The 26,887-nt window shown below is 51.2% G+C and carries 24 protein-coding genes; 21 read left to right on the forward strand and 3 right to left on the reverse strand.

Annotated features, from left to right (window positions below; all coding sequences use genetic code 11):
- The first annotated feature begins 96 nt into the window (after nt 1-96).
- Together A3850_RS13800 and A3850_RS13805 are read left to right on the forward strand one after the other, a co-directional pair.
- Nucleotides 97-318 (forward strand): hypothetical protein, encoded by a 222-nt coding sequence (locus tag A3850_RS13800; RefSeq protein WP_068217383.1) that lies wholly within the window; start codon nt 97-99, stop codon nt 316-318.
- Nucleotides 315-734: a putative toxin-antitoxin system toxin component, PIN family gene (locus A3850_RS13805; RefSeq protein ID WP_068217554.1), complete on the forward strand. Its 420-nt coding sequence runs from the start codon at nt 315-317 to the stop codon at nt 732-734. Before A3850_RS13800 ends, A3850_RS13805 begins: the two co-directional genes overlap by 4 nt.
- A gap of 382 nt (nt 735-1,116) precedes the next feature.
- Here the strand turns inward: A3850_RS13805 and A3850_RS13810 are convergent, their stop codons facing one another.
- Entirely contained in the window at nt 1,117-1,383 is a 267-nt protein-coding gene (locus tag A3850_RS13810; protein WP_082921817.1) for a helix-turn-helix domain-containing protein, read from the reverse strand.
- 190 nt (nt 1,384-1,573) lie between these two features.
- On the opposite strand from A3850_RS13810, the gene A3850_RS13815 reads away from it, so the two are divergent.
- The 7 genes from A3850_RS13815 to A3850_RS13835 all read left to right on the forward strand — a co-directional run bounded on the left by A3850_RS13815 (nt 1,574) and on the right by A3850_RS13835 (nt 6,990).
- Nucleotides 1,574-2,215, forward strand: coding sequence for an SDR family NAD(P)-dependent oxidoreductase (locus tag A3850_RS13815; protein WP_076639954.1), 642 nt, complete (start codon nt 1,574-1,576; stop codon nt 2,213-2,215).
- Nucleotides 2,216-2,882: 667 nt separating this feature from the next.
- Entirely contained in the window at nt 2,883-3,446 is a 564-nt protein-coding gene (locus A3850_RS20620) for a helix-turn-helix domain-containing protein (protein ID WP_197494059.1), read from the forward strand.
- Between the two features lie 129 nt (nt 3,447-3,575).
- On the forward strand, nt 3,576-4,088 hold the full coding sequence (locus tag A3850_RS20625) for an integrase core domain-containing protein (protein ID WP_369916980.1): 513 nt from the start codon (nt 3,576-3,578) through the stop codon (nt 4,086-4,088).
- A gap of 17 nt (nt 4,089-4,105) precedes the next feature.
- Complete coding sequence (locus A3850_RS20240) at nt 4,106-4,354, forward strand: hypothetical protein (protein ID WP_157501197.1); 249 nt, start codon at nt 4,106-4,108, stop codon at nt 4,352-4,354.
- A gap of 193 nt (nt 4,355-4,547) precedes the next feature.
- A complete protein-coding gene (locus A3850_RS13825; protein ID WP_068217564.1) occupies nt 4,548-5,222 on the forward strand; it encodes a hypothetical protein in 675 nt (224 codons plus the stop codon).
- 363 nt (nt 5,223-5,585) lie between these two features.
- A complete protein-coding gene (locus A3850_RS13830; RefSeq protein WP_068217566.1) occupies nt 5,586-6,236 on the forward strand; it encodes a hypothetical protein in 651 nt (216 codons plus the stop codon).
- Nucleotides 6,237-6,525: 289 nt separating this feature from the next.
- Complete coding sequence (locus A3850_RS13835; RefSeq protein ID WP_068217570.1) at nt 6,526-6,990, forward strand: hypothetical protein; 465 nt, start codon at nt 6,526-6,528, stop codon at nt 6,988-6,990.
- Nucleotides 6,991-7,112: 122 nt separating this feature from the next.
- Here the strand turns inward: A3850_RS13835 and A3850_RS13840 are convergent, their stop codons facing one another.
- Entirely contained in the window at nt 7,113-8,255 is a 1,143-nt protein-coding gene (locus A3850_RS13840) for a transglutaminase family protein (RefSeq protein ID WP_068217573.1), read from the reverse strand.
- Nucleotides 8,256-8,849: 594 nt separating this feature from the next.
- Here A3850_RS13840 and A3850_RS13845 point away from each other — a divergent pair.
- The 9 genes from A3850_RS13845 to A3850_RS13885 all read left to right on the forward strand — a co-directional run bounded on the left by A3850_RS13845 (nt 8,850) and on the right by A3850_RS13885 (nt 21,061).
- A complete protein-coding gene (locus tag A3850_RS13845; RefSeq protein ID WP_082921819.1) occupies nt 8,850-10,712 on the forward strand; it encodes a chondroitinase-B domain-containing protein in 1,863 nt (620 codons plus the stop codon).
- Between the two features lie 289 nt (nt 10,713-11,001).
- Nucleotides 11,002-11,886 (forward strand): YHYH protein, encoded by an 885-nt coding sequence (locus tag A3850_RS13850; protein ID WP_068217580.1) that lies wholly within the window; start codon nt 11,002-11,004, stop codon nt 11,884-11,886.
- Between the two features lie 51 nt (nt 11,887-11,937).
- On the forward strand, nt 11,938-12,576 hold the full coding sequence (locus tag A3850_RS13855; RefSeq protein WP_157501200.1) for a toxin-antitoxin system YwqK family antitoxin: 639 nt from the start codon (nt 11,938-11,940) through the stop codon (nt 12,574-12,576).
- Nucleotides 12,566-13,222: an SCO family protein gene (locus A3850_RS13860; protein WP_068217586.1), complete on the forward strand. Its 657-nt coding sequence runs from the start codon at nt 12,566-12,568 to the stop codon at nt 13,220-13,222. Before A3850_RS13855 ends, A3850_RS13860 begins: the two co-directional genes overlap by 11 nt.
- A 409-nt stretch (nt 13,223-13,631) precedes the next feature.
- Entirely contained in the window at nt 13,632-16,082 is a 2,451-nt protein-coding gene (locus A3850_RS13865; protein WP_157501203.1) for a hypothetical protein, read from the forward strand.
- A 363-nt stretch (nt 16,083-16,445) separates the two neighbouring features.
- The gene (locus A3850_RS13870; protein WP_068217592.1) at nt 16,446-17,399 is read left to right on the forward strand and encodes an AraC family transcriptional regulator; all 954 of its coding nucleotides are present in this window, start codon (nt 16,446-16,448) and stop codon (nt 17,397-17,399) included.
- Nucleotides 17,400-17,450: 51 nt separating this feature from the next.
- Nucleotides 17,451-18,464: an NAD(P)-dependent oxidoreductase gene (locus A3850_RS13875; protein ID WP_068217595.1), complete on the forward strand. Its 1,014-nt coding sequence runs from the start codon at nt 17,451-17,453 to the stop codon at nt 18,462-18,464.
- 71 nt (nt 18,465-18,535) lie between these two features.
- Nucleotides 18,536-19,579, forward strand: coding sequence for an ankyrin repeat domain-containing protein (locus tag A3850_RS13880; protein ID WP_068217598.1), 1,044 nt, complete (start codon nt 18,536-18,538; stop codon nt 19,577-19,579).
- 279 nt (nt 19,580-19,858) lie between these two features.
- Nucleotides 19,859-21,061: a hypothetical protein gene (locus A3850_RS13885; RefSeq protein WP_157501206.1), complete on the forward strand. Its 1,203-nt coding sequence runs from the start codon at nt 19,859-19,861 to the stop codon at nt 21,059-21,061.
- 194 nt (nt 21,062-21,255) lie between these two features.
- On the opposite strand, the gene A3850_RS13890 is transcribed toward A3850_RS13885, so the two are convergent.
- Nucleotides 21,256-22,752 (reverse strand): serine hydrolase, encoded by a 1,497-nt coding sequence (locus A3850_RS13890; RefSeq protein WP_068217605.1) that lies wholly within the window; start codon nt 22,750-22,752, stop codon nt 21,256-21,258.
- Nucleotides 22,753-22,953: 201 nt separating this feature from the next.
- On the opposite strand from A3850_RS13890, the gene A3850_RS13895 reads away from it, so the two are divergent.
- The 3 genes from A3850_RS13895 to A3850_RS20035 all read left to right on the forward strand — a co-directional run bounded on the left by A3850_RS13895 (nt 22,954) and on the right by A3850_RS20035 (nt 26,860).
- Nucleotides 22,954-24,648, forward strand: coding sequence for a histidine kinase (locus A3850_RS13895; protein ID WP_197494060.1), 1,695 nt, complete (start codon nt 22,954-22,956; stop codon nt 24,646-24,648).
- Between the two features lie 2 nt (nt 24,649-24,650).
- Nucleotides 24,651-25,349, forward strand: a complete 699-nt coding sequence (locus A3850_RS13900) for a LytTR family DNA-binding domain-containing protein (protein WP_068217611.1) — start codon at nt 24,651-24,653, stop codon at nt 25,347-25,349.
- 185 nt (nt 25,350-25,534) lie between these two features.
- The gene (locus A3850_RS20035; protein ID WP_082921820.1) at nt 25,535-26,860 is read left to right on the forward strand and encodes a DUF1684 domain-containing protein; all 1,326 of its coding nucleotides are present in this window, start codon (nt 25,535-25,537) and stop codon (nt 26,858-26,860) included.
- The last annotated feature ends 27 nt before the right edge of the window (nt 26,861-26,887 follow it).

The following is a 26,887-nucleotide window of genomic DNA, read 5'->3' on the forward strand; positions in this document are numbered from 1 at the left end:
CTGTTGTGTTAGGCGGAAAATGTACAGACTCCTGACAGGCGAAACTTAAAAATGGCCTAACCTGTTACTATCGATTAGAAGACAAAAGATGTCAAAATGGTACTAGAATCACCACTAACTAACGTACAGCTTGAACTGATGAAGATGTTTAGTCATGATCTTGATGATGATGACCTGATCTCTCTTAAACGGACTTTGGCAAATTTCTTTGCTGAGAAAGCCAGCGCTGAGATGGATAGGCTTTGGAAGGAGAAAAACTGGTCTGATCAAACTATGGAGAACTGGCTAGAAGGAGATAAGGAATTCAGCGAGCAGTGAGAGTTGTATTAGATACAAATAGCCTGATCGTTTCAATTGGTCGAAAATCTAAATTCCGTCCAATATTTGATTCACTTCTCCACGGTCAAATCACTTTGGTCGTTTCTAATGATGTTCTTTCCGAATACGTTGAAATACTAGAGCAAAGAACAAATGCAATAGTTGCAGAAAACATTGGTAACTTCTTGATGAGGTCGCCTGACGTGAATAAGATTGAAATATATTTTAAATGGGCCGCAATATACGCGGATGCGCATGATAACAAATTTGTCGATTGTGCACTCAATGGAAATGCTCAATTCATTGTGACTGATGACAAGCACTTAAATGTTTTGAAGGAAACTGAATTCCCAAAGATGAAAGTCATCAGAACCAGAGACTTTTTGAATATGATTAGTGAGCAGGATGGATTATAGGCAGGGCTTCATCACGATCATCCATTACCGATGGAGTGTTGAGTAATCGAATCTAGATAACTAGGCTCCTTAACCAGCAAACATATACGGATAACCAAATCTATATGGGTGAGTAGATCTATGATTGGTCTAATTAATAAAATCTGCCCAACACGGCAATCCACGTCAAGCCGCTGTTACTTCGAGTCGATTGTAATATTAAGTCCATAGCCCGGCCACTGGTCCGAACACTCGGATGGCCAAAAGTCCTCCGCAAGCTCCGGAGTTTTGGCCATGCTCGCTTACCGGCCCAGTGCCCTTTTAGTTCCAATTGAGTATCTTAGTAAAGTTAAAGACGCGGCCTGCGTGGGCTGTAATCGTTCTGCGAAATCAACAAAACAAGCTATTGAAATATAATTTTCCCCTCTTCCTTAAAAAACTGATGACTCCAATCGACCATCAATTGTAAGAGTGGATTTAAACTTTCCCCAAAATCGGTTAAACTATATTCTACTATTTTTGGCTCCTTACTTTTAATCTCTACTCTAACTATTAATTTATCTTTTTCGAGTTTTTTCAGTTGATCTGTAAGAGTTTTGTCAGTGATTTCGGGAATCAATTTTTTGATTTGGTTAAACCGAAGCTTCTCCTGACTAAGATACCAGAGTATTGGTAATCTCTATTTCCCACTAATGTATCGATTGACTAAATCCATAGAGCAATGAAAGCTCTCATTTCTGACGGATAATCTAATTTCTTTTCCTTCAAATTTCATAAGACAAGTTTATACTATCCATGTGGATAGTTATTGTGTAGGTAGTTTAAGAAACATAGTTTTGCGCTTCACTAAGAAACAAACCATGAAGACAGCTATCATAATTGGATACGGACCTGGGGTAAGTCACTATGTAGGTCATCTATTGGGAGGCAGAGGTTATCGACTAGGCATCATAAGTAGAAGTAAAGATAGACTAGAAAAATATTCCAGCTCCAACATGATAAAAGGAGTTTCTACTACGTTTAGGGTGGCAGATGCATATGATACGGACAGATTACTGCAAGCAGTTAGTGAACTTGTCGCTGAACTTGGAGGTGTTGATCTCATTATCTATAATGCTGCTGCGTTAAAGATGCGTGGTATTTTAGAGGATAATATATCAGAAATGTTAGATGACTACAAAATTACTGTTTTGAATGGTCTTGAGGTAGTTAAAAGTAATATTCAACATCTATCTGACAAGAGGGGTACAGTAATTTTCACAGGTGCTGTTTTTTCGGAAAATCCTAGTTCTGATTTTGGTTCCCTGTCTTTAGGAAAGGCTTCATTGAAAAATCTTGTCTACCAACTTAACCCATTATTGAATAAGCACAATATAAATGTGGGCTTGATAACTATCATGGGCCATATGCATGAAGGTGCAGATAAATATCACCCGAGTAGTGTCGCAGAGAAGTATATTGAGTTACTAGACGACCCCTCAAAAACTGAAATTATTTACTAATGGATATAATAATCACTTTTATAGAAGGTTGGAACTCTCCCCACTCAGACAGAAGAGGTGAACTAATTAGATTGTCCACCTCTAAAGATATCATTTATAGTGATACTCATGTTCCTGAAGAAATTATTGGTAGAGATAAGCTAGTTGGATTGGTGACTTTATTTCGAAGTAGAATAAGTCATAAATTAACTATAGTTGATGACATAAATTGTCACCACAACCGCTTCTATTTTCGTTGGAGGTTGATCGAAGATCATCATACGCTATCAGATGGTGTCTACTTTGGAACGATAGATGCTTCCGGGAGGATTTCTGAACTCATTGGATTCATTGATAACTTTTATGGATTCAGATGACCTACAATAGGCTCTATCAGAAAATAGGGCAGACCGTAAATCCAACTTTATTGACAAAATAAAATTCGCAGAACACCGCAGCCGCGTCACCCCCCGCGCGGATCGTCGGTGGGGCGGAGCCGAAGTTTTGGGGGAGGGACCATCCTTTGCTTTGCCTTATCTTAGGTGGGAGGCGCGGGCTGCGCGGCTGCAAACGTTGGGCGTGACGAGGTCGGTCAACAGACAAACTTGACAACGTACAAGAGACATACTTGACACTTTTAATTGGCGAGATTTGATTAAAAATCATGCCATTTAAAAGCAGTTCATCGATGGACCAACAGCAATCATTCATACGTGATTGCCTAACGGACGAATATTCATTTTCAAGTCTTTGCAGAGCCTACAAGATTAGCCGCCAGGCGGGGTATAATCTCGTAGCTCGATACCAAGCTGAAGGAGATAATTGCTTTGCACAGCGATCTCGTCGTCCATCATCCAGTCCGAATGCGACGCCGGATTATATAATTGACCGAATCAAGTTCTGGCGTTTGCGAAAGGATAAGAATCAATGGGGAGCCAGGAAGATTCGGGTCAAACTCTTAGAGGAGTATATTGAAGAGGCGGTGCCAAGTACAACGACTATCAATAATATTCTGAAACGTGAAAAGCTGATTACTCCTAATAAGAGAAGGCGTTTAGTTGAGCCCCAGCGTCCGGTGTTTGATCCTTGCGCAAACAATGAGATATGGTCCGTAGACCATAAGGGTAAGTTCTACCTGGGGAATGGCAGAAGATGCTCTCCAATGACAGTGTGCGACTCTAAAAGCCGCTACCTACTCTTAGCTAAAGGACAGTACAAGGAGACATGGTGGGATACTCAGAAGGAGCTCTAAGCTCTTTTTCAGCGCTATGGACAACCTGAGTATCTACACAGTGACAATGGTAGTGCTTTCGCTAGTATCCAGAGCCCGCGGGGCTTTGGCTCTCTATCTTATTGGTTGTTAGATCACGATATAGTGCCAGTGTTTAGCGATCCTGGGAGCCCTTCACAAAACGGGCGTCACGAAAGAATGCACCGAGATTTAAAGGCGGAATGCTGTAGTCCAGGTCAGGTCGACCTAAGGACTCAGAATCGCTCTATGAACTTATTTGTGAAGGAGTATAACGAGATGCGGCCTCACGAAGCATTAGACATGCGGACACCCGCTGCAGTACATGATTGGTCGTCGAGACAGTATAAGCAGAAGGTACGTGCTCCTGAATATGGAGCGGACATGTCAGTGCGTAAGGTGTCATTGAGCGGCGCTTTGCGCTGGAAGTCCTACGAATACCTTAGTATCTGCAACGCACTAGCGGGGAAGTACATCGGAGTAAAGTCATTACCTAATCGAGTATACGAAATCTACTATCGGCAGGAATGCTTAGGATGCTTTCAAGAGGGTAGTGAAGTGGTCAATGGTCGATATTACCTGTTGAGTTCAGATCGAGATTTACCGGAGCGCTATCGGGACACGAAGGCTCGGAAACGTCGATAGTAGATAGAGAACGTCTGATGGCTATGTATCTCTCTGAAGCTAATTTAGGCGGCAAAAAAATCTTTATCAGGGTAGGGTCAAATGAAGGAAAAGAGATGATAACGGATGCGGAAGCAATCTTTACTAAATTTGAATCTCAAGCAATGGATGATAATTCATTAAATTTTGCAATCATAGCAGGAGGAAAATCCAATGGTGGGCACTGGAATATGACTTGGAGAGAATCTTTTGCATTATGCTATCCTTGGTTAACGGAATTAGAATAAACCCGTGTCAAAAAATTGATACACACCTACAAAAACAATCCCATTCGTCAGTCCTTACTGCGCACCTGCGGCAGCGCCTGCTTATCTTTAATATGTATGTGATCAATGATTTTAGAGGCTTACTTCTTTCGTTCTATTTGTCGCTTTAATTGAAACTTTTCACGTATCTTTCATCCGCATCAGCTACACCCCTATGTCCGTCAAAAACTGGAAAGATTACCTTTTACAAGTATCCCTGATCATTGTTTCCCTATTCATCGCCTTCGGGGTAAACCGCTGCGGCGATAGGGCACGTGACAATAATAAACTGGAGATATACCAGGATGCCATCACGGAGGAAATCGCCTACGAGATCGACGCCACGCAGAGCAATATCGCCGACGCACTTAACGACCTGGAAGACTTAGGGACGGGTATCGATCTGCTTAGAAACAAAAACCCGGAATCCCTCCCTCAAGCCCTCGAAGCCATCGGAACTGTTTTGCAGCGCGGCGTCTTCCGTGGCTTCGAGCCGATGGTTTACGAACAAATGTCCGCCGCCGGCGACCTGCTGCTTATTGAGGACCTTGAATACCGCTCCTCCCTCGCGTCGCTGTCCGCTTTTCGTCGTGATTACGTCCAGCAAGACCTAGCCCGTCACGACGCCATTACGCTGGAAACCATCGCGGAGATCGCCGAGTACGTCGATCTCATGTGCCTGCGAAGCGTCGAGCCCAGCAATATGCGTCAGTGCCTTCCGGACCCGGAGCGTCTATACCGTGAAATGGGTTCCGACTTGGCCAAACTCACTCGCCACGCCGAACTCCGCGCCTTTCACCTTAATCTTTATCTGAAGTCCTTGCAGAATATGGAAAAGCGTATTGAGTAGCAGAGGGCGCTGCCGCAGGTGCAATTAAATGGGGATGAACCAGCCAGGCAAACTGATTGGCCAGTTGATTTATACGGACTTCTATCGAAATTAATGGCTACTGGCCGCTCCATGTGTGAGCCGTATTTGCAGCGGTATCAACTTGTCCCTAGTACTGCTTTTCGGCAATTACCACCTGAAGGGTCCACGGAGGCCCACCTTGCAAAAGTCATATTGTTTTCCGAAATTGCTGTTACCACGCTTTCTTGGGACGATTCCTCGTCCCTTCAACCAAGTCAGCGCGAGTTTTCAAGCGATTCATCCTTAGTGGAACGGTAACTAGTTAGATTGCCAATTTAGAGCGATTTCCGTGGATCCACCTCAATGCAAAAAAAATCACCGGCAGTGGGGGCAAATAATGAAAAGAATACACCGATGCGGGAAAGCGATGCAAGTATTGACACAATCAAGGCCAAGTCCAAAAAAGGGTCATCAAAGAAAGCGTTCAAGAGCAAAACCTTAGATACGTATCTGAAGAACCAGAGTCGTTTGTTGATGAGCTCAATCTCCATCGCGGACAAAAAGGCGTCCATTTTGATCAGGTTGAATACTGCATTGGTATCAAGTTTGATCGTATTTGAAAGCTACTTTAACGTCAATCTGAGTTTGAATCAATACTTCGTTCCAGTTTTGATCATAGGCTTATCCATCTCATTGCTGTTCGCGATACTCGTTGCCAAACCTTTCAGTTACAAACTTTACGCCGTCCTGAACAAAGTGGTAAAGAGTAGCTACCCGAAACTTGAAGAGAATAACTTCTTCTTAATCGACGACGTCTCTTTCAGCGACTACGAAGCGTCGATGGAAAAAGTCGTTGAGTCTCAGGACCTCCAGATAGGTAACTTGACACGGTTTAATTTCTTCATGAGTAAGAGTATATCCCAAAAGTTTGTTCTGCTAGAAATAGCCTATACGATCTTTTTCCTGACTCTGTTCAGTGTCCTCGTTTTATATTTATTTTCCAAGTTTGCTTGAGGTTTGGGACTAGCTATCACATCAGAATGAAATGGAGGTTGAGAAGTGAATTGGACCTGTAAGGAATTGGTAATACAAGACTGATTAAAGCATCGAATCATCACAACTGGAGCAATTAGTGATACGCAGTATCGAGAGAGCCACTTGGCATCGCTGGTTTTATTTAAAGTAACCTAACAGATTCAGTTAAAGTGATCATAATAAAGGACTGGCTGGCATACTTGCTGGACTTTCCACGATGTCCCATCTTTATTTTCACTGTCGAATTTACACCAGCAAACACCCAACCATGAAAACCCTAACTCTGCTATTCTTCTTTTCCCTAAGCACCATGCTATCTGCCCAACCACTCTCTCAACAGTTAGGTGGCATCAAGACCGATTTTACCATCTACTTCCAGAGTCAACAAGTGGAGGTGCTCGACCAAGTAGTTATCAAACGCGGATTAAGCAATTACCAGTACGAAACGGATGGCATCTTGGAACACGCGTACGGTTTCGGCTACGGCTTGCAGACCTACCGCTTGGAAGTGATGTCTCCGGTTGATTTTGAGATCGAAGAGCGACGTAGAAAGTCCCATTACCGGCTCGTTTTCTTCGGGGAGGACGGCACTAAACTACTCAGTCGTTATCTCTCAAGATCCCACCTTTTCGTACTGAAGGGTGACGTCAATTTCTATTCCATTAACCTGGAGGATATTCCAATGCTGCTGCTCGACAACACCGCGAGTATTGATATTGAATTCGTCTACTAGATTCAAGGATTCGAGTTTGAATCGTTATTGCACATCAACCCCTTTCTCGGTCCTTACCGTGCACCCGCGGCAGCGCAAAATTGCCAGCTCAAACATAATCATGAGCCCAAAATTGCACGGACTCATTTCACACCAACTACCGGCTTCGTCCAAAACAGGCCAGGGTTATGCGTCCGGTAGGTAGTTACGTTGACGTTATCCGCCCAGGTCTCAACTGCTTTGGCTGGTAGCTCCTGAGCTGTTCCGGCCGGCCGGAGTTCTACGTAGACACGTTGCTTATTCGTTGCACTAGTTTCGTACCCATAGGTGCTGTGTAGTGGCGTAGCAAAACGATACAGATTTTTGGCCATGTAATACCCGAGGTACCATTCCTTGTCGGTGGTGGCGCGGTAGTTCCAGTTTGCGTCGGGGTTGATGAGCAACGGTTCGTCGTTGATAAGCCGTTCGCGTACTTCCGGGATGCTTAATAAAGTACCCTCTTCGTTCATGACGTAGGCGTTTTGCGTTGGGTCCAACCAGACCCATTTATCCAGGTGTTGGGAATAGGCCGTGTTGATCACGTGGCAATCAAAATCGGTGGTATCCCGGGGAAGGCACGTCACGAAGCGGGAAGGAATGCCCATCGCCAGATACACTTCATTCAGTACGACGCCGAGTCCGCGGCAATTCAATGTGCCTTTGCCCGCCCCACAGGTGGTGATCAGGGCGTCTGCGTCCATGGTGGTGGGATTATTTTTGCCTCCATCGTGTTCAACGGCGTTGTGCACCCACCGCATGAGGTTAAGCATTTGGGATATATCATTGCCCTGGCCGGCAATAGAATCCAAATGGTATTTCTCTCGCAAGGCCAGCAGGTAGGGGCTATCGGCAGATGCATAGGTAAAGTTGGGGATATCCATCCGTTCATCAGTATCGTAGGCTGCGTAGGCTTTCAATACCTGAAGTTTGGATACCTCGTAGACGATACGGGTAAAGGCAGAGTCCGTTCCGCGAACCACCACGAAGTCAAAGGCTTCCCCTTCTTTCAACGTGTAACTGATGGAGTCCAGGTCAGATATGAACGTGACGCTTTCGCCCAGTTTACTGGAGGAAAATTGGTCCGGGTACAGTTCAGGAGCCAGTCTCCAACTTTCTGTCTCTGCATCATCTCCATTCCTCAGGGAAATAACCGTGTCGGTGGAGTAGAGGACGGGTAAGTTGGCCTGGCCGTTAAGCACAGTAGCAAATACGACGGCAAAAAAGAGGAGTAAATAGCGTGGCTGCATGGTGTAAGGTTTAGATGGTCGTGCCTTAAGGGATTGTTCCAGCACGTTAATAGGATCAGGTGGAAAGTGATAGCTCCCCATCCGTAGACGGTCTAACATCCGGATTCCGTGAGTGATAAGCAAGGTAAATTAGTTGGTAGGCGGGATTTCGGACAACTTTAGTGGGCTAACGGTAACGCTCAATTATCTATAAAAATAAAAGAGTATCAATGCTTAACAAACCACCAGGGCCGAAGGTCCGATCCACCTTAGCGTAGGATGGAGTAGGCCGCAGGGCCACGGAATCCTACGTATTCGTTCAATCCCACCGCAGGGCCACGGAATCCTACGTGTTCATTTACCACCGCAGGGCCACGCAATCCCACGTATTCGTTCAATCACATCGATCGGCCTCGGATTCCACGTGTTCGTTAAATCAAATATCACATATCACCAATCCAATATCACATATCCACCGGGCGCTGCCGCAGGTGCAAAGCTAAGGATGGAGTGCACAAAGACATATCCGAGATGATGTGGACAAATGAGAATAGGAGCGTAAGAAACTCCTTACCTTAACCGACAAACAAGCTAGGCTGATCAGCCCCGAAGTCAATGACCACACCTTCCAAGAAGAACCAAACCCGAATGACGCGAATGATGAGGGTGTACGCTGCCGTACTACTCTTCCTCTTCGTCGGCCACCTCGACGCGCAGGCCTATTTCGACGATCCGGACGACCTCGTAAGCGCCGTCAACCGATCTACCGACGGCGGCACCTTCATCGTTTCCGACGGCACCTACCGAGATTTTGAAGCGACCGTACAGGTAGTGGGCACTGCGGATAAACCGGTCATCATCAAGGCGGAAACGGTGGGTGGTGTGACCCTAACTGGAGAGTCCAAGTTCGTGCTGAAAAAGTCCGCTCACGTCGTGCTACAAGGATTTGTGTTCGATGCGAAGGGAGACGAAACCCTGGTGAAGCTGGAGGGGTGTAACCACATCCGTATCACCCGCAATGTATTTGAGTTGGAGACTTCGGAATCCATCAAATGGGTATTCATCGGGGGCGTCTGGAACGATAATGTATTCCCCTTCGAGTACCCCAGCCACCACAATCGGATCGACCACAATACCTTCCAGAACAAGACTTCGCCCGGCCACTTCATTACGGTGGATGGTTCGAATGACGCGACCGGTTCCACCAAGGTCTACTACCAATCTACCAACGATACGATCGACCATAACTACTTCCGCAATAACGGACCGCGGGCGGTCAACGGTCAGGAATCGATCCGGGTTGGATGGAGCCAAATGTCCCTCAGCAGCGGCCACACCATTCTGGAACGCAACCTGTTTGAGGACTGCGACGGCGACCCGGAGATCATTTCGGTTAAGACGTGCGATAACGTCATCCGCCACAACACCTTCATCGCCAGCTACGGGACACTTTCCCTCCGCCACGGCAACCGGAATAGGGTAGAGGGCAACTACTTTTTTGGCGACGATAAACCCATCAGCGTATCCGCCACCGGGTCGCTGTTGCAAACTGGCGGTATCCGAATCTATGGTACTGATCACCTCATCATCAATAATTATATGGAGGGTTTGACCGGCACCCGCTGGGACGCTCCTATCACTCTCACGCAAGGAGATGCTATCGATGGGGAGAGCTCCAGCCTGTCCAAACACTTCCGCGCGGAGCGGGTGACAATCGCGTACAACACCCTCGTCAATAATAGCCACGGGATTGAGATCGGCTTCGATAACGCCAATCGATACAATAAAGGGCTAAAGGACATCACCATCGCCAACAACCTCATCACCGGATCGGAAAATAGCCTGGTGGCCATCGTCGATCCCAACAACGACCAGGGAGATGAGATCACCTGGTCCAATAACCTGATGTACCCCACGGGCGAAGCTTCCCTACTTACTGGCGCCACTACCACCACCTTTGATGAAACCGCGGTTGTAAATTTAGACCCGAACTTGACCTTCGACGAATACCTCGGCATCTGGCGGTCAACCCAAAATACCCCCACCTTCGACCTTACTAACGGGATGGACCCCGTCGCACAGGATATCGACGGCCATGCCAGAACCTCCCCGAGCACCGTGGGCGCTGATCACTACTCCCTCGAATCCATCCGCTACCCACCCCTCACCCCTGCGGATGTGGGCCCCAACGCTTACGAGGAATCCACCACGTCAACCTCTCCTGAAACGACCGTCTCAACAATTAATGCCTATCCCATACCCGCCAATAACGTCCTCCAATTGGATAACCTGGATATCCGCACGACGAGGATAGACATCCTAAACCTCAACGGTCAGATCGTCCTATCCACCAACCTCCCACGCACCGCAGGTGCCGCCAATTTAAATACTGCCCTCCTACCAAACGGCATTTACGTCCTAACTGCCTTCAACGGCCCCCAACTATTACAATCGAAGAAGATCGTCATCCACCACTAAACAAGGGCCGAAGGTCCGGTCCACCTTAGCGTAGGATGGAGTAGGCCGCGAGGCCACGAAATCCTACGTGTTCGTTCAATCCCACCGCAAGGCCACGGAATCCTACGTGTTCGTTCAATCCCACCGCGAGGCCACGGAATCCTACGTGTTCGTTCAATCGAATTTCGCATATCACATATCGCATATCGCATATCACCTATCCAATATCCCCACCTTAGCCAAATACATTCCACCCCACCGAAGGATTCCCACCTACCTTGCGGTCCAACCACCAAACCCAACCCACACCATGATAAAACCCATCTCCGGGCTCCTCTTCGCCCTATCCCTGTGCACCCTTATTGCTTGTAACGACGACGACGGCATGGCCTGCACCGAATCCACCTGGTACCAGGACGCCGACGGTGACGGCCTCGGTAACCCGGACGTAACCGAATCCGCCTGCGAACAACCCGAGGGTTTCGTGGCGGATAATACCGATACCAATGATGCCGGTGGCGCCGTAGGTACCCCCATCAGCGCCTTCGATGAGTTTAACCAGGACGCAGTTACCATTTCTTTTGATGGCGACGAGATCAACATCGAAACGACGGGAATCCCAAACCATACGTCTCCCTACTTCGAGGAGACGGACCCTCTGTACATTTCACCAGTCGTGGCCGCAGCCCAGACGCCCGGCCGGATTGGCGAGCGCAACCTGTCGGTCACCCTACCGGCCTCGCCGGAATTGGCTGCCTCCAGCACGGCTACCGGCCTCGGACCAATTGGTATATCCGTAACCGGTGTCCCCATCTTCAACGATACGGAAGGCCCCAACCGCCCCCTAGAACTTGAGATCGCGGAAACCTTCGATTACGCCGGTGCGCACAACGGCCCCTCGGGCTACCACTACCACGTCGAGTCGATGGACGTACCGGAAAATACCGTGCTGTCTCACGACGACGAGAAGCTCGTTGGCATCATGGCGGATGGCTTTCTCATCTACGGTCGCCGCTGTAGCGCCAGTAGTGATTACCCCGGTGATCTGGATGAATCCGGCGGCCACAGTTCCGCGACCCAGCACAGTAGCGGCCAGTCCTTTTACCATTACCATATCATCAACGAACTGTACATCGGTAACCTGATCGTGCTGTTCGGGGTAGACCTGAAAGGAACGCCCAGTACAATTATGTAGGGTGGACAATGCGTTCTGCCCCTCCGCCATCTTGATTACCGATTTCCACGAATGCTGCCAATGACGGGCCAGGTTTCCCTCTTGCTATTACTCACCTTGTTCCTTTCCGCTTGCGGTATGGAACCCGCTGTGGTAGCCGTTACCTCAACAACCGAGCCGCAACCCGTCGAGGCAGTGATCCCGGATACCACCGTCGATAAGGCACTACTTACTTACAACCCTCAAGGAGCGGTGTGGCTACTTGATGCGTCACCCTATTCAGGCCATGCGGTAGTTGCCTTCCCCGATGGTTCACTTGAAGAACGGATGGGTTTTATTGCCGGCAAGAAACACGGTCCTGCTTCCCGCTGGTTTGCTGATGGCCACTTGCGGCAGGAAGCCCACTTTGTCCATGGAAAATTACACGGTGATAAGAAAACCTGGGCCAAGGAATCCGGCCACGTATTGCTAGCTCACCTTCACTACGAGCGGGGTAAGGCCCACGGCGAACAACGAAAATGGTACCCCACCGGCGAATTGTATAAAGTCCTCCATCTCGAAATGGGTAGAGAAGAGGGTCTCCAGCGCGCCTTCCGTAAAAACGGTGAATTATACGCCAATTACGAAGCCAAAAACGGCCGGATCTTTGGCCTGAAAAAAGCCGCCCTCTGCTACGGCCTGGAGAACGAAACCGTGGTGTATGGTCAATAGAATGCTGATGGTGCTCGCCATGCTCCAGTTACTATCCTGTAACGTCGACTCTGAGGTCAACGGTAGTAGGGTAGACCGCCTTCCCTTTTACCAGGAAGCTACGTTCACTCCGCTCTGGATGGAAGCAGGTGTTGCTCCGCCCGATACCTTTCACCGCATTGGGCCCTTCGAACTCCTCAACCAGGAAGGCGAAACCGTAACCGAGCAAACATTTGCCGGCAAGATCTACGTCGCTGATTTCTTCTTCACCGTTTGCCCCGGCATTTGCCCGAAGATGACGGATAACATGAAACTCCTCCAGGACGAGTTTCTCGACGATGACGAAGTGCTCCTGCTTTCGCATTCCGTCACCCCCAAATACGATTCCGTCCCGGTCCTGAAGCGCTACGCGGAGGAGAAGGAGATCGTCTCACGCAAATGGCACCTCGTCACCGGCGACCAGCAGGCAATCTACAAACTCGGCCGCCACGACTATTTCGTCGAAGAAAGCTTGGGGCTCAAAAAGGGTGAGGACGATTTCCTCCACACGGAAAACTTCGTCCTGGTGGACAAGCACCGCTACATCCGGGGCATCTACAATGGCCTCAACAAAACCTCCGTCAACCAACTCATTGCGGACATCCGTACCCTGAAATACGAGGAGTAGACCGTCAAGCAACGAAACCCTATGCGTTCGTTAAATCACCTATCGCCTATTAAAGTCCTAGGGCCGAAGGTCCGGTCCACCTTAGCGTAGGATGGAGTAGGCCGGGAGGCCACGAAATCCTACGTGTTCGTTCAATAACGTGAGGCCACGAAATCCTACGTGTTCGTTTAATAACGCGAGGCCACGGAATCCTGCGTGTTCGTTCATTCCAACTGCAAGGCCACGAATTCCCCCATGTTCGTTTAATCCCATCAATTACCCCGCACCCGCGGCAGCGCCCAAACGACCTATTTGTCAAAACACCAACAATCATTTACCTTAGCCCCACCTACACACGTCTTCGCAGCATTCACCTCAATTTTCCAAACCGGCAACGCAGATTGCCGCAGATGTTTAATGCTGTCACCTCATGTTTTCATACTATCGCACCCTTGCCACTACGTTGGTGATCACTGCCCTGATGGGGCTACCTGTTTACCTCACCGCACAGAACGTCGATTACGAAGCATTGGTAAATAGTTACCAGGCCCAAAACATGTGTAACGATCTGTTCGGAGACGAAGACTATACCTGGAAATCGTGGTTTAGCGACGATGAATTCACAACGGAAGTCGGCGGTGCCTGCACTACGCAGGACGCCAACGGGAGCACCACCGTATCTGGACAATTCACTCGTATCGTAAGGAACAATATTGCCGCTACGGAACTCCGGGCAAGATTAGATGCCTGGGAAAACGATGAAAACCCTCGGTGTGAATTCGACAACGGGGATGACTGCCGCACGCAAACTACATGCGTCTATCCCTTTACGGACCCGTTGGAAAATACCTGGCGTATCGGTAATGAAACCTGCGGTAGCGGCAATTACAGCATGGGCATCAACTATCGGTACCGCTATACGACAATCGACCTGCGATTAGCAACCGATTTCGTTGATGAGCAATTACTTGCCGGCGGTTCAAGACCCTTCTGGGGCGCCGTCGGCAACTGGGCTAACGGGGGGAGCGACTGCGCCGCCTCCGGTACCATCGGAGACAACGCTCACTCCAACCTGCGCTTCACTACCAGGTGTAAAGAGACGCTCACGTTCGACTGGCGCGTCTCCTCTGAGGTCGACGGCGACTACCTTCAGTTGTACAAAAACAACGTCCTCGTCCGGCAGATCTCCGGGCAAACCAGGTGGGCTACGGTCACCATCCCGCTCGATGCCGGGTACAATATTATTGAATGGCGCTATCAAAAAAATGGTAGCATCAGTGCGGGCGAAGACCGGGGGTGGATCGATCATATCCGCCTTCAGGATGCGACCTCCCTTAATCCCGGTTCTATAAGTGGCACGCAAACTATTTGCTCCGGCGGCAACCCAAGTAATTTGGCCTCCACCGCTGCCGGTGTTTCATTCGGTACTAATATTTTATATCAGTGGCAGATTAGCATCGATCAAGTTAATTGGCGCAACATCGGTACGGCTACTAACCTTAGCTATAACCCGCCTGCTGGTTTGTCCCAAACGGTTTACTACCGCCGCCGTGCTACCGATAATTGCGGCATAACTGGTTTTTCCAACGTAGTCACCGTAACCGTCAAGCCACTCCCTAACGGCAGCCTTACCGGAGACGCGACCATCTGTGAGGGCAACTCCGCCAACCTCACCTTTACCGCGACTTCCGGTACGGCGCCCTTCGACCTCGTGTTTAACGGTACCAGCTACCAGAACCTCACCTCCGGCACCCAAATTCCCGTCACGCCAACTACGACCACCATTTATTCCCTTAGTTCCGTTGTAGACGATAATGGCTGCGTTCGCACCAGCGGTCTGGGTACGTCGGCAACGGTGACGGTAGAGACTAATTCCACCCCGCCAACAATCGCGCCGGTCTCCCCGGGCGTCTGCCCCAATACCAATATCGTCCTATCTGCAAGCGGTGGCATCGTCGGGACGGGTGCAGTAATTCGCTGGTACACCGGTCCGAATGGTACGGGCTCCTTGCTGGGTTCGGGGCCGACGGTCACTGTATCGCCTACCGTTGAGACCACGTATTACGCCCGTCGCGAAGGCAACTGCAACACGACGGCCGATGCCTCGGTCACCGTCTCACCAGCGCTCTTCGGGTACATCCCGGTCGGTACGGAAACGGCGACTTCCAGCTGCACGGACAACGATGGTTGGACTCATTTCGTCACCGGCGGCGGCGTAATCATCCTTTCGATTAAGGGTGACTTTGCCGGCGCCACCGTGCTCCCACAGGTCAGTGTCAGGAACAATGGTACGTTCTACGTCGAGTCCACCGAAGCTGGCGATTGTACCCAGGGTAACTCTCCCGGCGAGCGCCGCTACGAACTGCCCCGCTCCTGGAACGTCGATTTCACCGGCACGCTCAACGGTACCTATGACGTTCGCTTCTACTACCCAAGCAGCGAGCGCATGGCCATGGAGACTGCCGCCGACGAGTATATCACCGCCAATCCGGATTGCAACTACACCTACAAATACGCTACGCCGAACGGCTTCCGCCACTTCAAGAATGTAGGCGGTCCGTACGTCGCGCCACAATACGATGAATCCATTTCGCTTGCGAGCACGAGCGGCTTGGTAGCCGGCATCGAGTACGCTGAATTCACCGGCATCACCAGCTTCTCGGGCGGCTCGGGCGGTATTGTCCTCTCCTCCGCCGTCGTCCCCAACGACGTGGCTTTTCTGGACGACGCCACCAACGGCTACCCCTCCATCCAGGCCGCCATCGATGCGGCTACGGACGGCCAAACGCTGTTCATACTCGGCGGCAACTACAATGAGACCACCGATTTTGGCACCAAAATGCTAACCGTAAAAATCGGAATGCCCCCCACCAATAACTAGGGCCGAAGGTCCGGTCCAATTTAGCGTAGGATGGAGTAGGCCGCGAGGCCACGGAATCCTACGTTTTCGTTCATTTCCACCGCAACGCCACGTAATCCTACGTATTCGTTTAACAACATTACGAGGCCACGTAATCCTACGTGTTCGTTCAACATCGCATTCCCCATTCCCTCGCACCCGCGTCAGCGCCTAAACGATCTAATCAGGATCAGGGCGCTGCCGCAGGTGCGAAGTTTTTTAGGATGAGCGAAAAAGGGGGCACAGGCCAACTCCAAGTGCTGCCTTAATAAGTTAGAGGTATTTTACGGCCGGGGAGGATGCCAGAGCAGTTCGACGGGCAACCATCACCTAAGCCCATACCAAATGGAGACCGTCACCATTGACATCAGCCGCGCCCTGCGGGAGCAATTCATCGATCATTTTGCGGGCGTAGCAACGGAAGAAGGTTTCCTGCTGCACAATCACCTCGTGACGGGAACACTGCAAGACTTGTCCTTCGGCGGAAAGGCCACCGTACTCTCGTTCAAATACGGTATTGAGCAGGCCTTCATCTTTTCATCCGTGAATCCGGTCAATAGTGAGTCTATCCTGCTGAACGTGAACCTTTCCGCCAGTGAAATGGCCAAGGAAATAAATGGGGAAACCGTGGTGTCTTCGGTCCGAAACGATAGCGCCATGGTGTATTATCCCGAGAACACGAAAGTGCGCCACCGGCTAAATCGTGGGGAACGCGGAGAAAATATCATCATCCAACTGCACGCCGATTTCTTAAAGACGTTTTTCAGCGAGCATGAAATAGCTCGGTATTTGCGTGCCTCGTCCTACTACAGTTTGTGGCTCTCCGTTCACCAGGAACAACTGATTCGCCAGCTTTTCATTGTAGAGAATAAGCTTCAATCCTTTACCAAACTGTCCGCCTTCCTGGAGACCTTTTTCAAGGCGCTGGATAAGCGGATCGACGGTCTGGCGGCCCTGAAAGTTTCGGACGATGACGTGGCGCGGATCCGCATCAGTCTTGAAACCCACGCTGCTAATGGGAAACTATTTACGGTTAAGGTTTCCGAACTCGCTAAAGCTGCGGGGATGAGCACGACGAAGTTTAATCACGCATTTAGACTGCTTTATGACCGGTCGCCCAAGCAATTTCTGATGAAGGTGAAAATGGACTTGGCACTGGAGAAATTGAAGAATGGTACGGATAGTATCGCCAATCTCAGCTACGAAATCGGGTATGCGGACCCGACTAAATTTACCCGCGCTTTTAAAAAGTATTTCGGATATGCTCCGAATAAAATTAAAAATCAAAAGGGTAAGTAAAACGACCAAAAGGGTAGGGGAGCCGGTCCATGCCCACCGGATCTTTGCCCTATGGAAAAGCATAGATCAGTATTTGTTACCGGTGGTTCCGGGTTCGTAGGTAGCCACGTTATTCCCATTTTAGTAGAGCGTGGTTTCGTCGTTTATGCCCTGGCCCGAAGCCCTAAGGCGGTTCAAAAAGTAGTAGCGCTCGGTGCCGTGGCCGTGGAAGGCGATCTACTCGCGCTATCCGGGCAGGTCGAAGCAGCACTCAAAAAATGCCGTTACGTGCTGCACGTAGCGGCCTACATGAACATCACCGTGGACCCGGCGCCTTACTACGCCATCAACGTGGAGGCGACCAGGGACCTGCTGCGCAAAGCCGAAAAGAACGGCGTTGAGAAATTCGTCTACATCAGTGCGGCCCCGGTCATCAGCGGCTCCCCGATCATCAAAATGACGGAAGCGGCCGCCGACAATTGCCTGCCGCCGGAGTTGTACCCCAAAACGAAGGCCATTGCCGAACGGTACGTACTCGAACGGAATGCTGCACATTTCTCTACCATCGCCCTCCGCCCGCCCGCGATCTGGGGCCCGAATAATCCTCATTATGATGATCTTCTCGAAAACGTCAAGAGCGGTAAGTGGCGGTGGGTGAATGGGGGTGAACACGTGTTGTCCACCATCCACGTGAAGAATTTGGCCAGTGCGATCCTGGCGGCATTTACCAGCCCCGAGAGCGGAAAGGCCTATTTCGTAACCGACGGTGATCGCCGACCCCTTAAAACATTTTTCACCACCTTGTTGAATGCAGAAGGCCTGGACCCCGGCGAGAAACGTCTCCCGCTCTGGATCGCTACGGCCGCGGCTCATACCTTTCATCAGACGTATAAGCTTTTCGGCCTCAAGTCTAAACCGCCCGTCGCCCCACTGATGATCCGACTGATGGGTAAGGAATTCTCAGTGGACGATAGCCTGGCTCGCGCGGAGCTGGGGTACCGCAACGCAATCACATTTGAAGAAGGGATCGAGGAGATCAAACGTTTAAAACGGGAAGCACAGTTGGCAGTTGCCAACGTAGTCTAACCAACTACAAGGAGAACGCTATTTTGCGGAGGATTAAGGATTTTAGTCAACCCAAATAAGCTGACTTAGTAATGACCTTGCAACTCACCTACGAAGCCCACCTGCTCCCCCAGGATTTGAAGAAGTTTGGAGCAGAACTTGCCGCCCTTTCTCAACACCAATTTTCAGATCAGGACCTCCACAAATACCTCGATGATAACCTGCCAGCGGTAGAGATTACGGGTTCAAGGGTTCAATTCTCTTTCGACCCCAAGCAACAGCGTGTACTGACGCTCGTGGAACTGGACATTCCTGGTCAGATTTTGGACGAAACCGTAAAAGCGGTGATCGAGGAAACGAACGCGCAGCTTTCGGATGGTTGTTACGAAGAGCCGGAACGGGTAGCCTTGCCCAGCGGAAGCCTCGAAATTTTTCTGGCCGACCCTGGTAGACCCGTGCACCCAATTAAGGTATCGAAGTTGGCTGGTGCCCCGCTCCCGAGACTAAAGAAGGAGAAGAGCAACGCCAAGTATGGCAAAAAAATAGAAACCTACCTGACCGCCGGCGACTTAATGGGAATCCGCCAATACTACCAGGATGGAGGTAACCTGAACGCCAGCAACAAGTGGAATACACCACTGTTGCTAGCCTCCATTCTAGGCCCGAATGAAGAGATAGCTCTCTTCCTGATGCGCCAAGGTGCCGACGTTCACCTTGTCGGCGACGATGGAGAATCCGCGCTTTTCAAAACCGGTTTCACCGGCTACGTGGAAGTGGCCCGGCAACTCCTCCAAATGGGCCTGGACGTCAACCAGAAATCCCCACAAAGTGGAATGACACCCTTAATGGTGGCCGCCAACCGCAACCACCTGGACCTGGTAAAACTACTGGTGGAGAACGGTGCTACCATCAACGTATCCTGCGACAACGATCACACGCCCCTCACCTACACCTCCTCCCCGGCGGTAGTGGAATATCTCCTCAAACAAGGTCGCACCACGTTTAGTGCAAAAGATATCTCAACAGCATTAGAAAAGGCAAAGTGGGAGCTGGAGGACGTCAAAGACTACCAGACGGAAGAGGTAATCAAAGAACACGAAGAGATTGTGGATTTGCTGGCGGGGTTTACCAGCTGACAATCATCAGTTCATAAATACCAGCCCCAGCGGGGCGTCTATTGTAGCGTGGGTTAGAGTTACCGTAGGTAACGGAGGCCCACGTTTTCGTTGCCGCAACCTAGGTCAGATTTACCCTAGGCTATTGCGCCCCACGTTTTCGGTACCGCAGCGTGAGTCATAATTACCGTAGGCTATGGCGGCCCAAGTTTTCGTTGGCCTGAAAAGGCATTTACCCACCCACCAAACTCCCCCAATCCCGCATCCACCCAGCAATCCCCACCAGTAATTGCTGACTGAATGTTTAGACTGACCGCCTCACTGTGTTTCCTATTCTTGTTGTCACTTCAATCTTGCTCCAAGTACGAGCCGGTCACTTTTGCAAGTCCGTACAGTAGTTCGGAGGCGATCCGGCAGGAGGTAGCTAGCGACACGGGGAACATCTTTCGCTTTGAGCCGGCGGCGAAGCAATACGCCTTCATCGGCCAGGAGGAACTGGCCATCGCTATGTGGGACAGCAGCCGGTCAGCACTCAAGCGGGCCTACGGTTGGGAAGACCTCGATACCTTTTCTACCGATCAGGTGATGAGGGATTTCCCCAATACCATCCCCGCGAAAAAAGTTATTCTTGAGCAATCAGCGAGCCATCGGTTTACGATACTGAACGAAGCGCACCACAACTCCCAGCACCGCGCTTTCACGCATTCCCTGCTGGAGGACCTGTACGACCAGGGGTATCGCCACCTCGGCGCGGAGGCCCTGATCGTAAACGAACCGGCGGGATTTATTGATGATCCCCAACAAATATCAACAGAGAGCGGAACGTACGTGCAGGATCCCGAATTTGCCGAGATGCTTAAGCACGCCGTCGAGTTGGGGTACAAACTCTTTGAGTACGAAGCCAACGATACCATTTACGGTGCCGACCGGGAAAGGGTGCAGGCCGAAAACATCCTGCGCTACGCCGAACGGTTTCCGAATGACAAGTTGGTCATCCACAGCGGGTTCGGCCACCTGATTGAATCGGAGACCAACAAGTACACCGAATGGCCACAAATGGGTAGACAGCTTCACCTGCTCGGTGGCGTGGACCCCCTGACGGTCGATCAGGAACGCTATCATCCGGCATCCAGCCCCGCATTCGAACAGGCGCTCTACCGATCGGTCAGACCGCAGGAAGCCGTCATCCTCACGAATGGGGCGGGGGAGGCCTTCGGTACCAATGGTGCGGACCTCAGCGTATTTCATCCTCCAGTTGGTCTGACTTCGCCGTTGAATAAATTCCGTATTGACCGGAGTATCGCGCTGGACTTTCCCGTTCTGGTCCACGCTTTTCGGGATACGGATGACCTGTCCGTTGCCATTCCATTTGCCGTGGCGGAGGCCACCAGCCATGAATTCAGTATGTCAACCGCATTAGACAAATCATCCGTCATCATCCTCCAGCAGGCTGATGGTATTTCCATTCGGCTCATGCGGAGTGGGTATCAGGCCTTGAATTAGGACATTACATTCATTTTATGTGATACAACAGTCGTCCCACACTCCACACCAAATCTAGCCAAAGGGATTCATCTATCGCCACACCGTACTCATGCTTACTGCAGGGTGATATCTTATCCTTGCCCACCTCCCAATTCCTTCGCACCTGCGGCAGCGCCCAATTGTGCATATAAATTGGTTGGAGGAGCAAATATTTACTTGCGCTCGCAAAGGACCCGCTCGCCGTTCATCACGCGATCAATGACGCGCAGGCTACCGTCTGTTTCCTTTTCGAAATTAAATTCAATGGGGTAGACGCGGGCGAAGATGGCCGTTTCTGAAGCTGGGTACAGCTTGATGGTCGGCGCCCCCTTCGCCTCGCCGTAGAGCTGACTACCGCGGAGAACGATGCTGGAGACCCCACCATCCGGATAGGCATAAGTGCCGGTAAATTGCTGCAGTTGCGCGGTCGATAATTGGGTGATGGGGCGGAGGGGCTCATTGAGGGTTTCCGGCGACAGGGCCGTGCGGCCAAGCTGGTAACGCAGGCCACCGATCTCCATGTCAGCCCCGGACGTATTGCCAATAATGGCCACGACCACGCGCGCATCGAGGTAAATCGTGAGGTAGGTGCTGGTGCCAGACTGGGCACCACCGTGGCGAACCACGCGACCGAAATCCGCGCTCTCATGGACGTACCAACCCAAACCGTAGGGCGTGTCGTGCCGCGCTATGTCGGGATACTTTCGCATACTTTTTAGTTCGGCCTCGGTGAGTAATTCGTTATCCAGAATTGCCTGGCCAAAGCGTAGCAGGTCCTCCGCCGTGGAGTGGATGCCGCCGCCGGCGTACTTGTTGCTGAGGTTGTCCTGAGGGTCATCCTGGAAGTCTCCGGTGGCCGTCATCCCGTAGAGGCTGGATTTGTTGGGATAAGATTTGCCGGCTACCTCGATATCCGTATTAATCATGCCCGCGGGTTCCCAGACATTTTTTCGCATATAGGCGGCGTAGCTGTCTCCGGTGACGGCTTCGATAATTGCACCGAGTACCGTATAGCCATAAGTCGTGTACTGGAATCCCTTCCCGGGCTTGAATCGCAGCTTGCGGGTTTGGAATATATCCATGGCGGCCGCGCTGTTCGGGTATTCCACAAAATTCACGAACTCCTTTTCCGAAGCGTATGCTTTGATGCCGGAAGTGTGGTTGAGCAGTTGCCGTACGGTGATCTTATCCTTACTCCGAATCTTACTGTCAGGTAGATAGGTATCAATCGAAGCGCCGAGGTCCAATTTGCCGGCGCGGGCGAGTTGCAGGATGGCGACGGCCGTCATCGGTTTGCTGATGGAGGCGATGCGGTGAAGCATATCCTTGGTGGCGGGCGTCCGTTCCGCTACGTTCAGGTAGCCGCCGCCGCCGGCCCACCGGATCTTGTCATCGATGAAAATGCCCGCTGAAAGGCCGGCGAAATCCCTGGCTTCAACGCTCTGGGCAATGATCGCATCGGCCTTGGCCACGAGCTCATCCTGCCGATCGAGCGGTGTCTGTGCTTCCAGGGAAACCCCAACGAGGAAGAAAAGCAGGAACAGGGTAGCGACGAGGCTGAATTGGGTAAGCAAATGGGGTCGGGACCCGGAAGCGCCTCCGACGGAGTTTTGGTCGTGATCGAGTTGGCACTGGAGAAGGGTAGCGGTAGTATTTTTTGTAGTCTGCATGGTAGGTTTCTTTGTTGGTGATGCAGTAAAACTAGGTGCCCGAACCCGGCCAACAAGGTATTAACTTGCCAACTGCACCGGGGCTTTGCCAACTGCACGGATGACGCAACGACGCTCCTTTTCTTTGCTGAAACGGAGCCGTTCTAGTCACGTGACAACCGGCGATATCTACTTATGAAAATCAGTTGCCCACCATTCATCTTGCTCTTCTTTCTAGGGCTACTGCTGTGTTCGTGCGACGTACAGGAGGTGCAACTGTTCCCGGTAGAGCGATCCATCAAACTGGGTGACGATGCCACTTGGTCGGACCCTGACCTGGACGATGCGGACTGGATCAGCGCGTCCGGCGTCGAGGGCCACACCAACTACTGGGTCCGCTTTCGCACAAACTGGACGGCGGAGCAACTGGCTGCCATCGAAACGAAGGGGCTGCGCATCGTTTCCATCGGCACCTACGAAGCGTACTGGGATGGTGTCGCTATTGGCGGTTCGGGCGTCGTCGGGACGGATGAAAATACCGAAGTACCCGGCCGCTTCACCTCCTATCTCCGGCTGCCGGATTCACTGGATCTGGCCGGTGACCACGTGCTGGCCCTGCGGGTGGCTCACTTCCACGGCCCGCCCTACGCCAGTTGGCACACTTTTTATCTCGGGGAGTATTTTCAGCTGGGCCGAACGGGCCTGCTGGTAGCCGCCTGTATGCTGATTCTCGGCGGCATGTTTCTCTCGGCCGGTATCTACTATTTACTGCTGTTTTTCCGGGGGCGCGACCCCGCCCGACTGATCTTTGGGCTGATGTGCCTGCTGTTCTTCGGCTTGCTCATCATGGAATACTGGAAATTTCTGTACGCCTACGAATACACCTTTCACTACACGCGCTTGCTGGCCATAGGTATTATGACTTTGATCCTGGCGCTGCTCACCCCCTGGTTCTTTCTGGTCTATTTCGATACGCCGAAAAAGCGCTGGTTGCTGCTGTTGTACGCCGCTAGTCTGGGCCTTTACCTCACTACGGTAGAACTGCGCTACGATACGACGGTTCAGGCCATGAGCATTGTTGCCTGGCTGGCGACCATCCTGATCACGGCCTTCGCGGTATGGAAGAAGCTACCGGAAAGCCGGCTGCTGCTCTTGATCTTGCTGCTATTTTACGCTATCCCGTGGGTCGTTGCCCAGCGCACGTTCAACCTGCTGATCTTTGACTACGACATCAGTCTTTTCCTCAGTTTTGCGCTACTGGTGATCGTCCAGCTGTACTTACTCGCCCGGCGTAGTCAGACCCAGCAACTTGCCTACGAAGCTGGTTTGACGCGCGCGAGTAGGTTAGAAAATGAACTCTTGCGCAAGAATATCCAGCCGCATTTTCTGCTCAATACCCTGACCTCCCTCATCGATTGGGTGGAGGAATCACCCGCGAAAAGTGTGGAATTTATTGAGGCATTATCCGAAGAATTCATGCTCTTTCACTCGGTCGCGGATAAGGAAAGTATTCCGCTTAGCCAGGCCCTGTTGTTGTGTCGGTCCCATTTGCGCGTCATGGAATTCAGGAAGGAGATCAGCTACGAATGGACCGAAGCCAACCTCGACCCCGAAGCCAAGCTGCCACCGGGCATTTTGCTCACGCTAGTGGAAAATGGCGTTACCCACTCCAAGCCAGATGAGCAGGGGAGGGTGCGCTTCCATTTACGCGCCGAAACCGCCGCGGGTTCCGGGGCCGTCACTTACGAGCTCACCGTCTTCGCGCGCCCGCACGCTACCGCCCGGAGTACCGGCACGGGTACCGGCATGGCTTACATTCACTCCCGCCTGGAAGAAAGTTTTGGCAGCCAATGGTCCCTCACCGACGGGCCAATTGAAGGCGGATGGCGTACCACCATCACCTTTCCAATCACCTGATTATGCACCTGTTGATCATTGAGGACGAGAATCGCATTGCCCGCCGCGTGCAACGCATGGCCACCGACTATTTTGGCGACCAGCTAACGGCGCTAGCTCACCGTGATTCCGTCAAGACCGGCCGCGCCTATCTGGATGAACATCAGGTTGATCTGTTGTTGCTCGACCTCAATCTGAACGGCGAGGATGGCTTCACCGTCCTGCAGGAGATGACCTCTCTTTCCTGCCACGTCGTCATCGTATCCGCCTACCACGACCGCGCGCTGGAAGCCTTTGAATACGGGGTGCTCGATTTTGTCCCCAAGCCCTTCAATGCCGCGCGGCTTTTCCGTGCCTTCTCCCGCACCAGTGATCGGACCGCCCAGCCGGATGCCCCGCTGAAGTATCTGTCGGTCCGCAAGAAGGGTGCCATTAATCTGCTCCCGGTAGCCGAGATCAGCCACGTGCAGGGCGCCGGTGTGTACGCGGAGATCGTCCTCCTGAATGGCACCACATTCCTGCACGGCAAGAGCCTGGATAAACTGGCTACCTTATTACCTACGAGTTTTCACCGCGTCCACAAATCCTACTTGGTCGATTTGCAGCAGATCCGTCAGATTCGCATCGAAGGTGGCGGCAAATACACGGCCGTCCTCCAGAGCGGTACGGAATTGCCCGTAGGTAGGACGAAATATAAAGGTCTTCGTGATTTGGTGGGTTAGGGGGAGTTGTTGGGTATTACGAGATCAGGAATATCTGGGCGCCCCGACAAAGTACGGGACTTACTGCGTGGCGCTGCCGCAGGTGCGATGTTTTGGGATGGAGAAATAATGGATGGAGTCGAACCAAGGTGCCCACCCAAGGCCAGGGGCAAAAAATTGTACATTTGGACTAAAACCCAGCTAACGTGTCCGCACCCCATTTCCACAAACTACTCTTCGTATTCTTAGGTGTATTTGCCTTTCACCTAAATGGTCTCCAAGCCCAGGAAGCCGAACTGACCGAAAGCCAGGGCAAACTGATCGACCTACTTTATACGGTGGAGGATTTTCAACAACGCTTCGGTGTTGCCTTGCAGAATAATCCGGACTTCCAGTTTATGGAAGAGGATGCTTATTTCATCAAAGTAGCTAGCCAGGAGGTTCCTAATTCTGCCCTTTCCCGCCACTATGAGGCTGTTAGTGCCGCCGTCGCCTCTATGGCTCCAGCGCGGATTGATAGTCTGATTACACTGATGGAATCCCCCCATGGCGCGGCCATCCGCGAGCTGTTTTTGGCGGATAACCACTACGTAGAACACGGTATGGCGACTTACGTAAATGATCTGGTCAATTTTGCTTGGGAAGAAACGAATAGACGGGATAGTGTCCTCTTCGAAAAGGAATTCCCGTACCCCTTGTCGGAAATTTCTGATGGTACGTACACAAACGTCATTGCACCGGGAAAAATAGCTCAAGTGGAAAGGAATGGCCCAGTTCAGACCGAAAGATTACAAGGCCAGGAGGTGAAATTGGAGTTGAAGTGGCTCAACAACAGCCGTTACGAACTGAAGAATCCTGCCGGTAGCCTTTTCCCGAATGGCGAGCCCGTAACGGCCAATATTTTTCATATCGATGGAGACGAATACCACTTCATGGTGCTACTGCCCAATGGGATTTACTTAGAAAACATTTTGCAACGCAAGTCCTATACTTCCTACGCCGACGAAATCAAGTCATTCCAGTGGGGATTGAATGATGAGTATTACGACGAGTTCACAACCCCGTTACCACAAGAAGATATTGCTGACTTTAGGGCCGGAGGTGGCCACGGCTTCTTCCCCGTCAGTGAATCAAATAGAGTGACCGCCAAGTTCTCGCAGAACAGTAACGCCGACCAAATTGTCAGCATGGAAACCAGCAGTGGGGAGCAGAAGGAGTACCAACTGTACGGTACCGCAGCCTTCCAGTTAAGTGGTAAAGACCAGGAGCTCCAGGTCTTCAAACCCACCGCCCCGGAAAGTGACTATCTCTTCATCCCCTTCACCGATCTAACCAATGGTAGCGACACCTACGCCGGTGGCCGCTACATCGAGGCCAAACTACCCAGCGACGGCAATATCGTCATTGATTTCAATCAGGCTTACCATCCTTACTGTGCCTATACGACGGGTTATTCTTGCCCCATCCCACCGGCCGCAAACCATCTGGAATTCAAAGTAGAAGCCGGGGTAAAACTGCCGATTAAAGAATAGAATTGCCTGTGCCTAGGAGGTAAGGAG

Origin of the sequence: Lewinella sp. 4G2 (assembly GCF_001625015.1) — a bacterium.
Taxonomy (GTDB): domain Bacteria; phylum Bacteroidota; class Bacteroidia; order Chitinophagales; family Saprospiraceae; genus Neolewinella.

Coding starts and splice junctions, on each gene's coding strand:
- A3850_RS13880 (WP_068217598.1), top strand. CDS start 18,536: ATGACCTTGCAACTCACCTACGAAGCCCACCTGCTCCCCCAGGATTTG.
- A3850_RS20620 (WP_197494059.1), top strand. CDS start 2,883: ATGGACCAACAGCAATCATTCATACGTGATTGCCTAACGGACGAATAT.
- A3850_RS13870 (WP_068217592.1), top strand. CDS start 16,446: ATGGAGACCGTCACCATTGACATCAGCCGCGCCCTGCGGGAGCAATTC.
- A3850_RS20240 (WP_157501197.1), top strand. CDS start 4,106: ATGGCTATGTATCTCTCTGAAGCTAATTTAGGCGGCAAAAAAATCTTT.
- A3850_RS13860 (WP_068217586.1), top strand. CDS start 12,566: ATGGTCAATAGAATGCTGATGGTGCTCGCCATGCTCCAGTTACTATCC.
- A3850_RS13815 (WP_076639954.1), top strand. CDS start 1,574: ATGAAGACAGCTATCATAATTGGATACGGACCTGGGGTAAGTCACTAT.
- A3850_RS13855 (WP_157501200.1), top strand. CDS start 11,938: ATGCTGCCAATGACGGGCCAGGTTTCCCTCTTGCTATTACTCACCTTG.
- A3850_RS13830 (WP_068217566.1), top strand. CDS start 5,586: ATGCAAAAAAAATCACCGGCAGTGGGGGCAAATAATGAAAAGAATACA.
- A3850_RS13835 (WP_068217570.1), top strand. CDS start 6,526: ATGAAAACCCTAACTCTGCTATTCTTCTTTTCCCTAAGCACCATGCTA.
- A3850_RS13875 (WP_068217595.1), top strand. CDS start 17,451: ATGGAAAAGCATAGATCAGTATTTGTTACCGGTGGTTCCGGGTTCGTA.
- A3850_RS13885 (WP_157501206.1), top strand. CDS start 19,859: ATGTTTAGACTGACCGCCTCACTGTGTTTCCTATTCTTGTTGTCACTT.
- A3850_RS13865 (WP_157501203.1), top strand. CDS start 13,632: ATGTTTTCATACTATCGCACCCTTGCCACTACGTTGGTGATCACTGCC.
- A3850_RS13900 (WP_068217611.1), top strand. CDS start 24,651: ATGCACCTGTTGATCATTGAGGACGAGAATCGCATTGCCCGCCGCGTG.
- A3850_RS13825 (WP_068217564.1), top strand. CDS start 4,548: ATGTCCGTCAAAAACTGGAAAGATTACCTTTTACAAGTATCCCTGATC.
- A3850_RS13850 (WP_068217580.1), top strand. CDS start 11,002: ATGATAAAACCCATCTCCGGGCTCCTCTTCGCCCTATCCCTGTGCACC.
- A3850_RS13890 (WP_068217605.1), bottom strand. CDS start 22,752: ATGCAGACTACAAAAAATACTACCGCTACCCTTCTCCAGTGCCAACTC.
- A3850_RS13845 (WP_082921819.1), top strand. CDS start 8,850: ATGACCACACCTTCCAAGAAGAACCAAACCCGAATGACGCGAATGATG.
- A3850_RS13840 (WP_068217573.1), bottom strand. CDS start 8,255: ATGCAGCCACGCTATTTACTCCTCTTTTTTGCCGTCGTATTTGCTACT.
- A3850_RS13800 (WP_068217383.1), top strand. CDS start 97: ATGGTACTAGAATCACCACTAACTAACGTACAGCTTGAACTGATGAAG.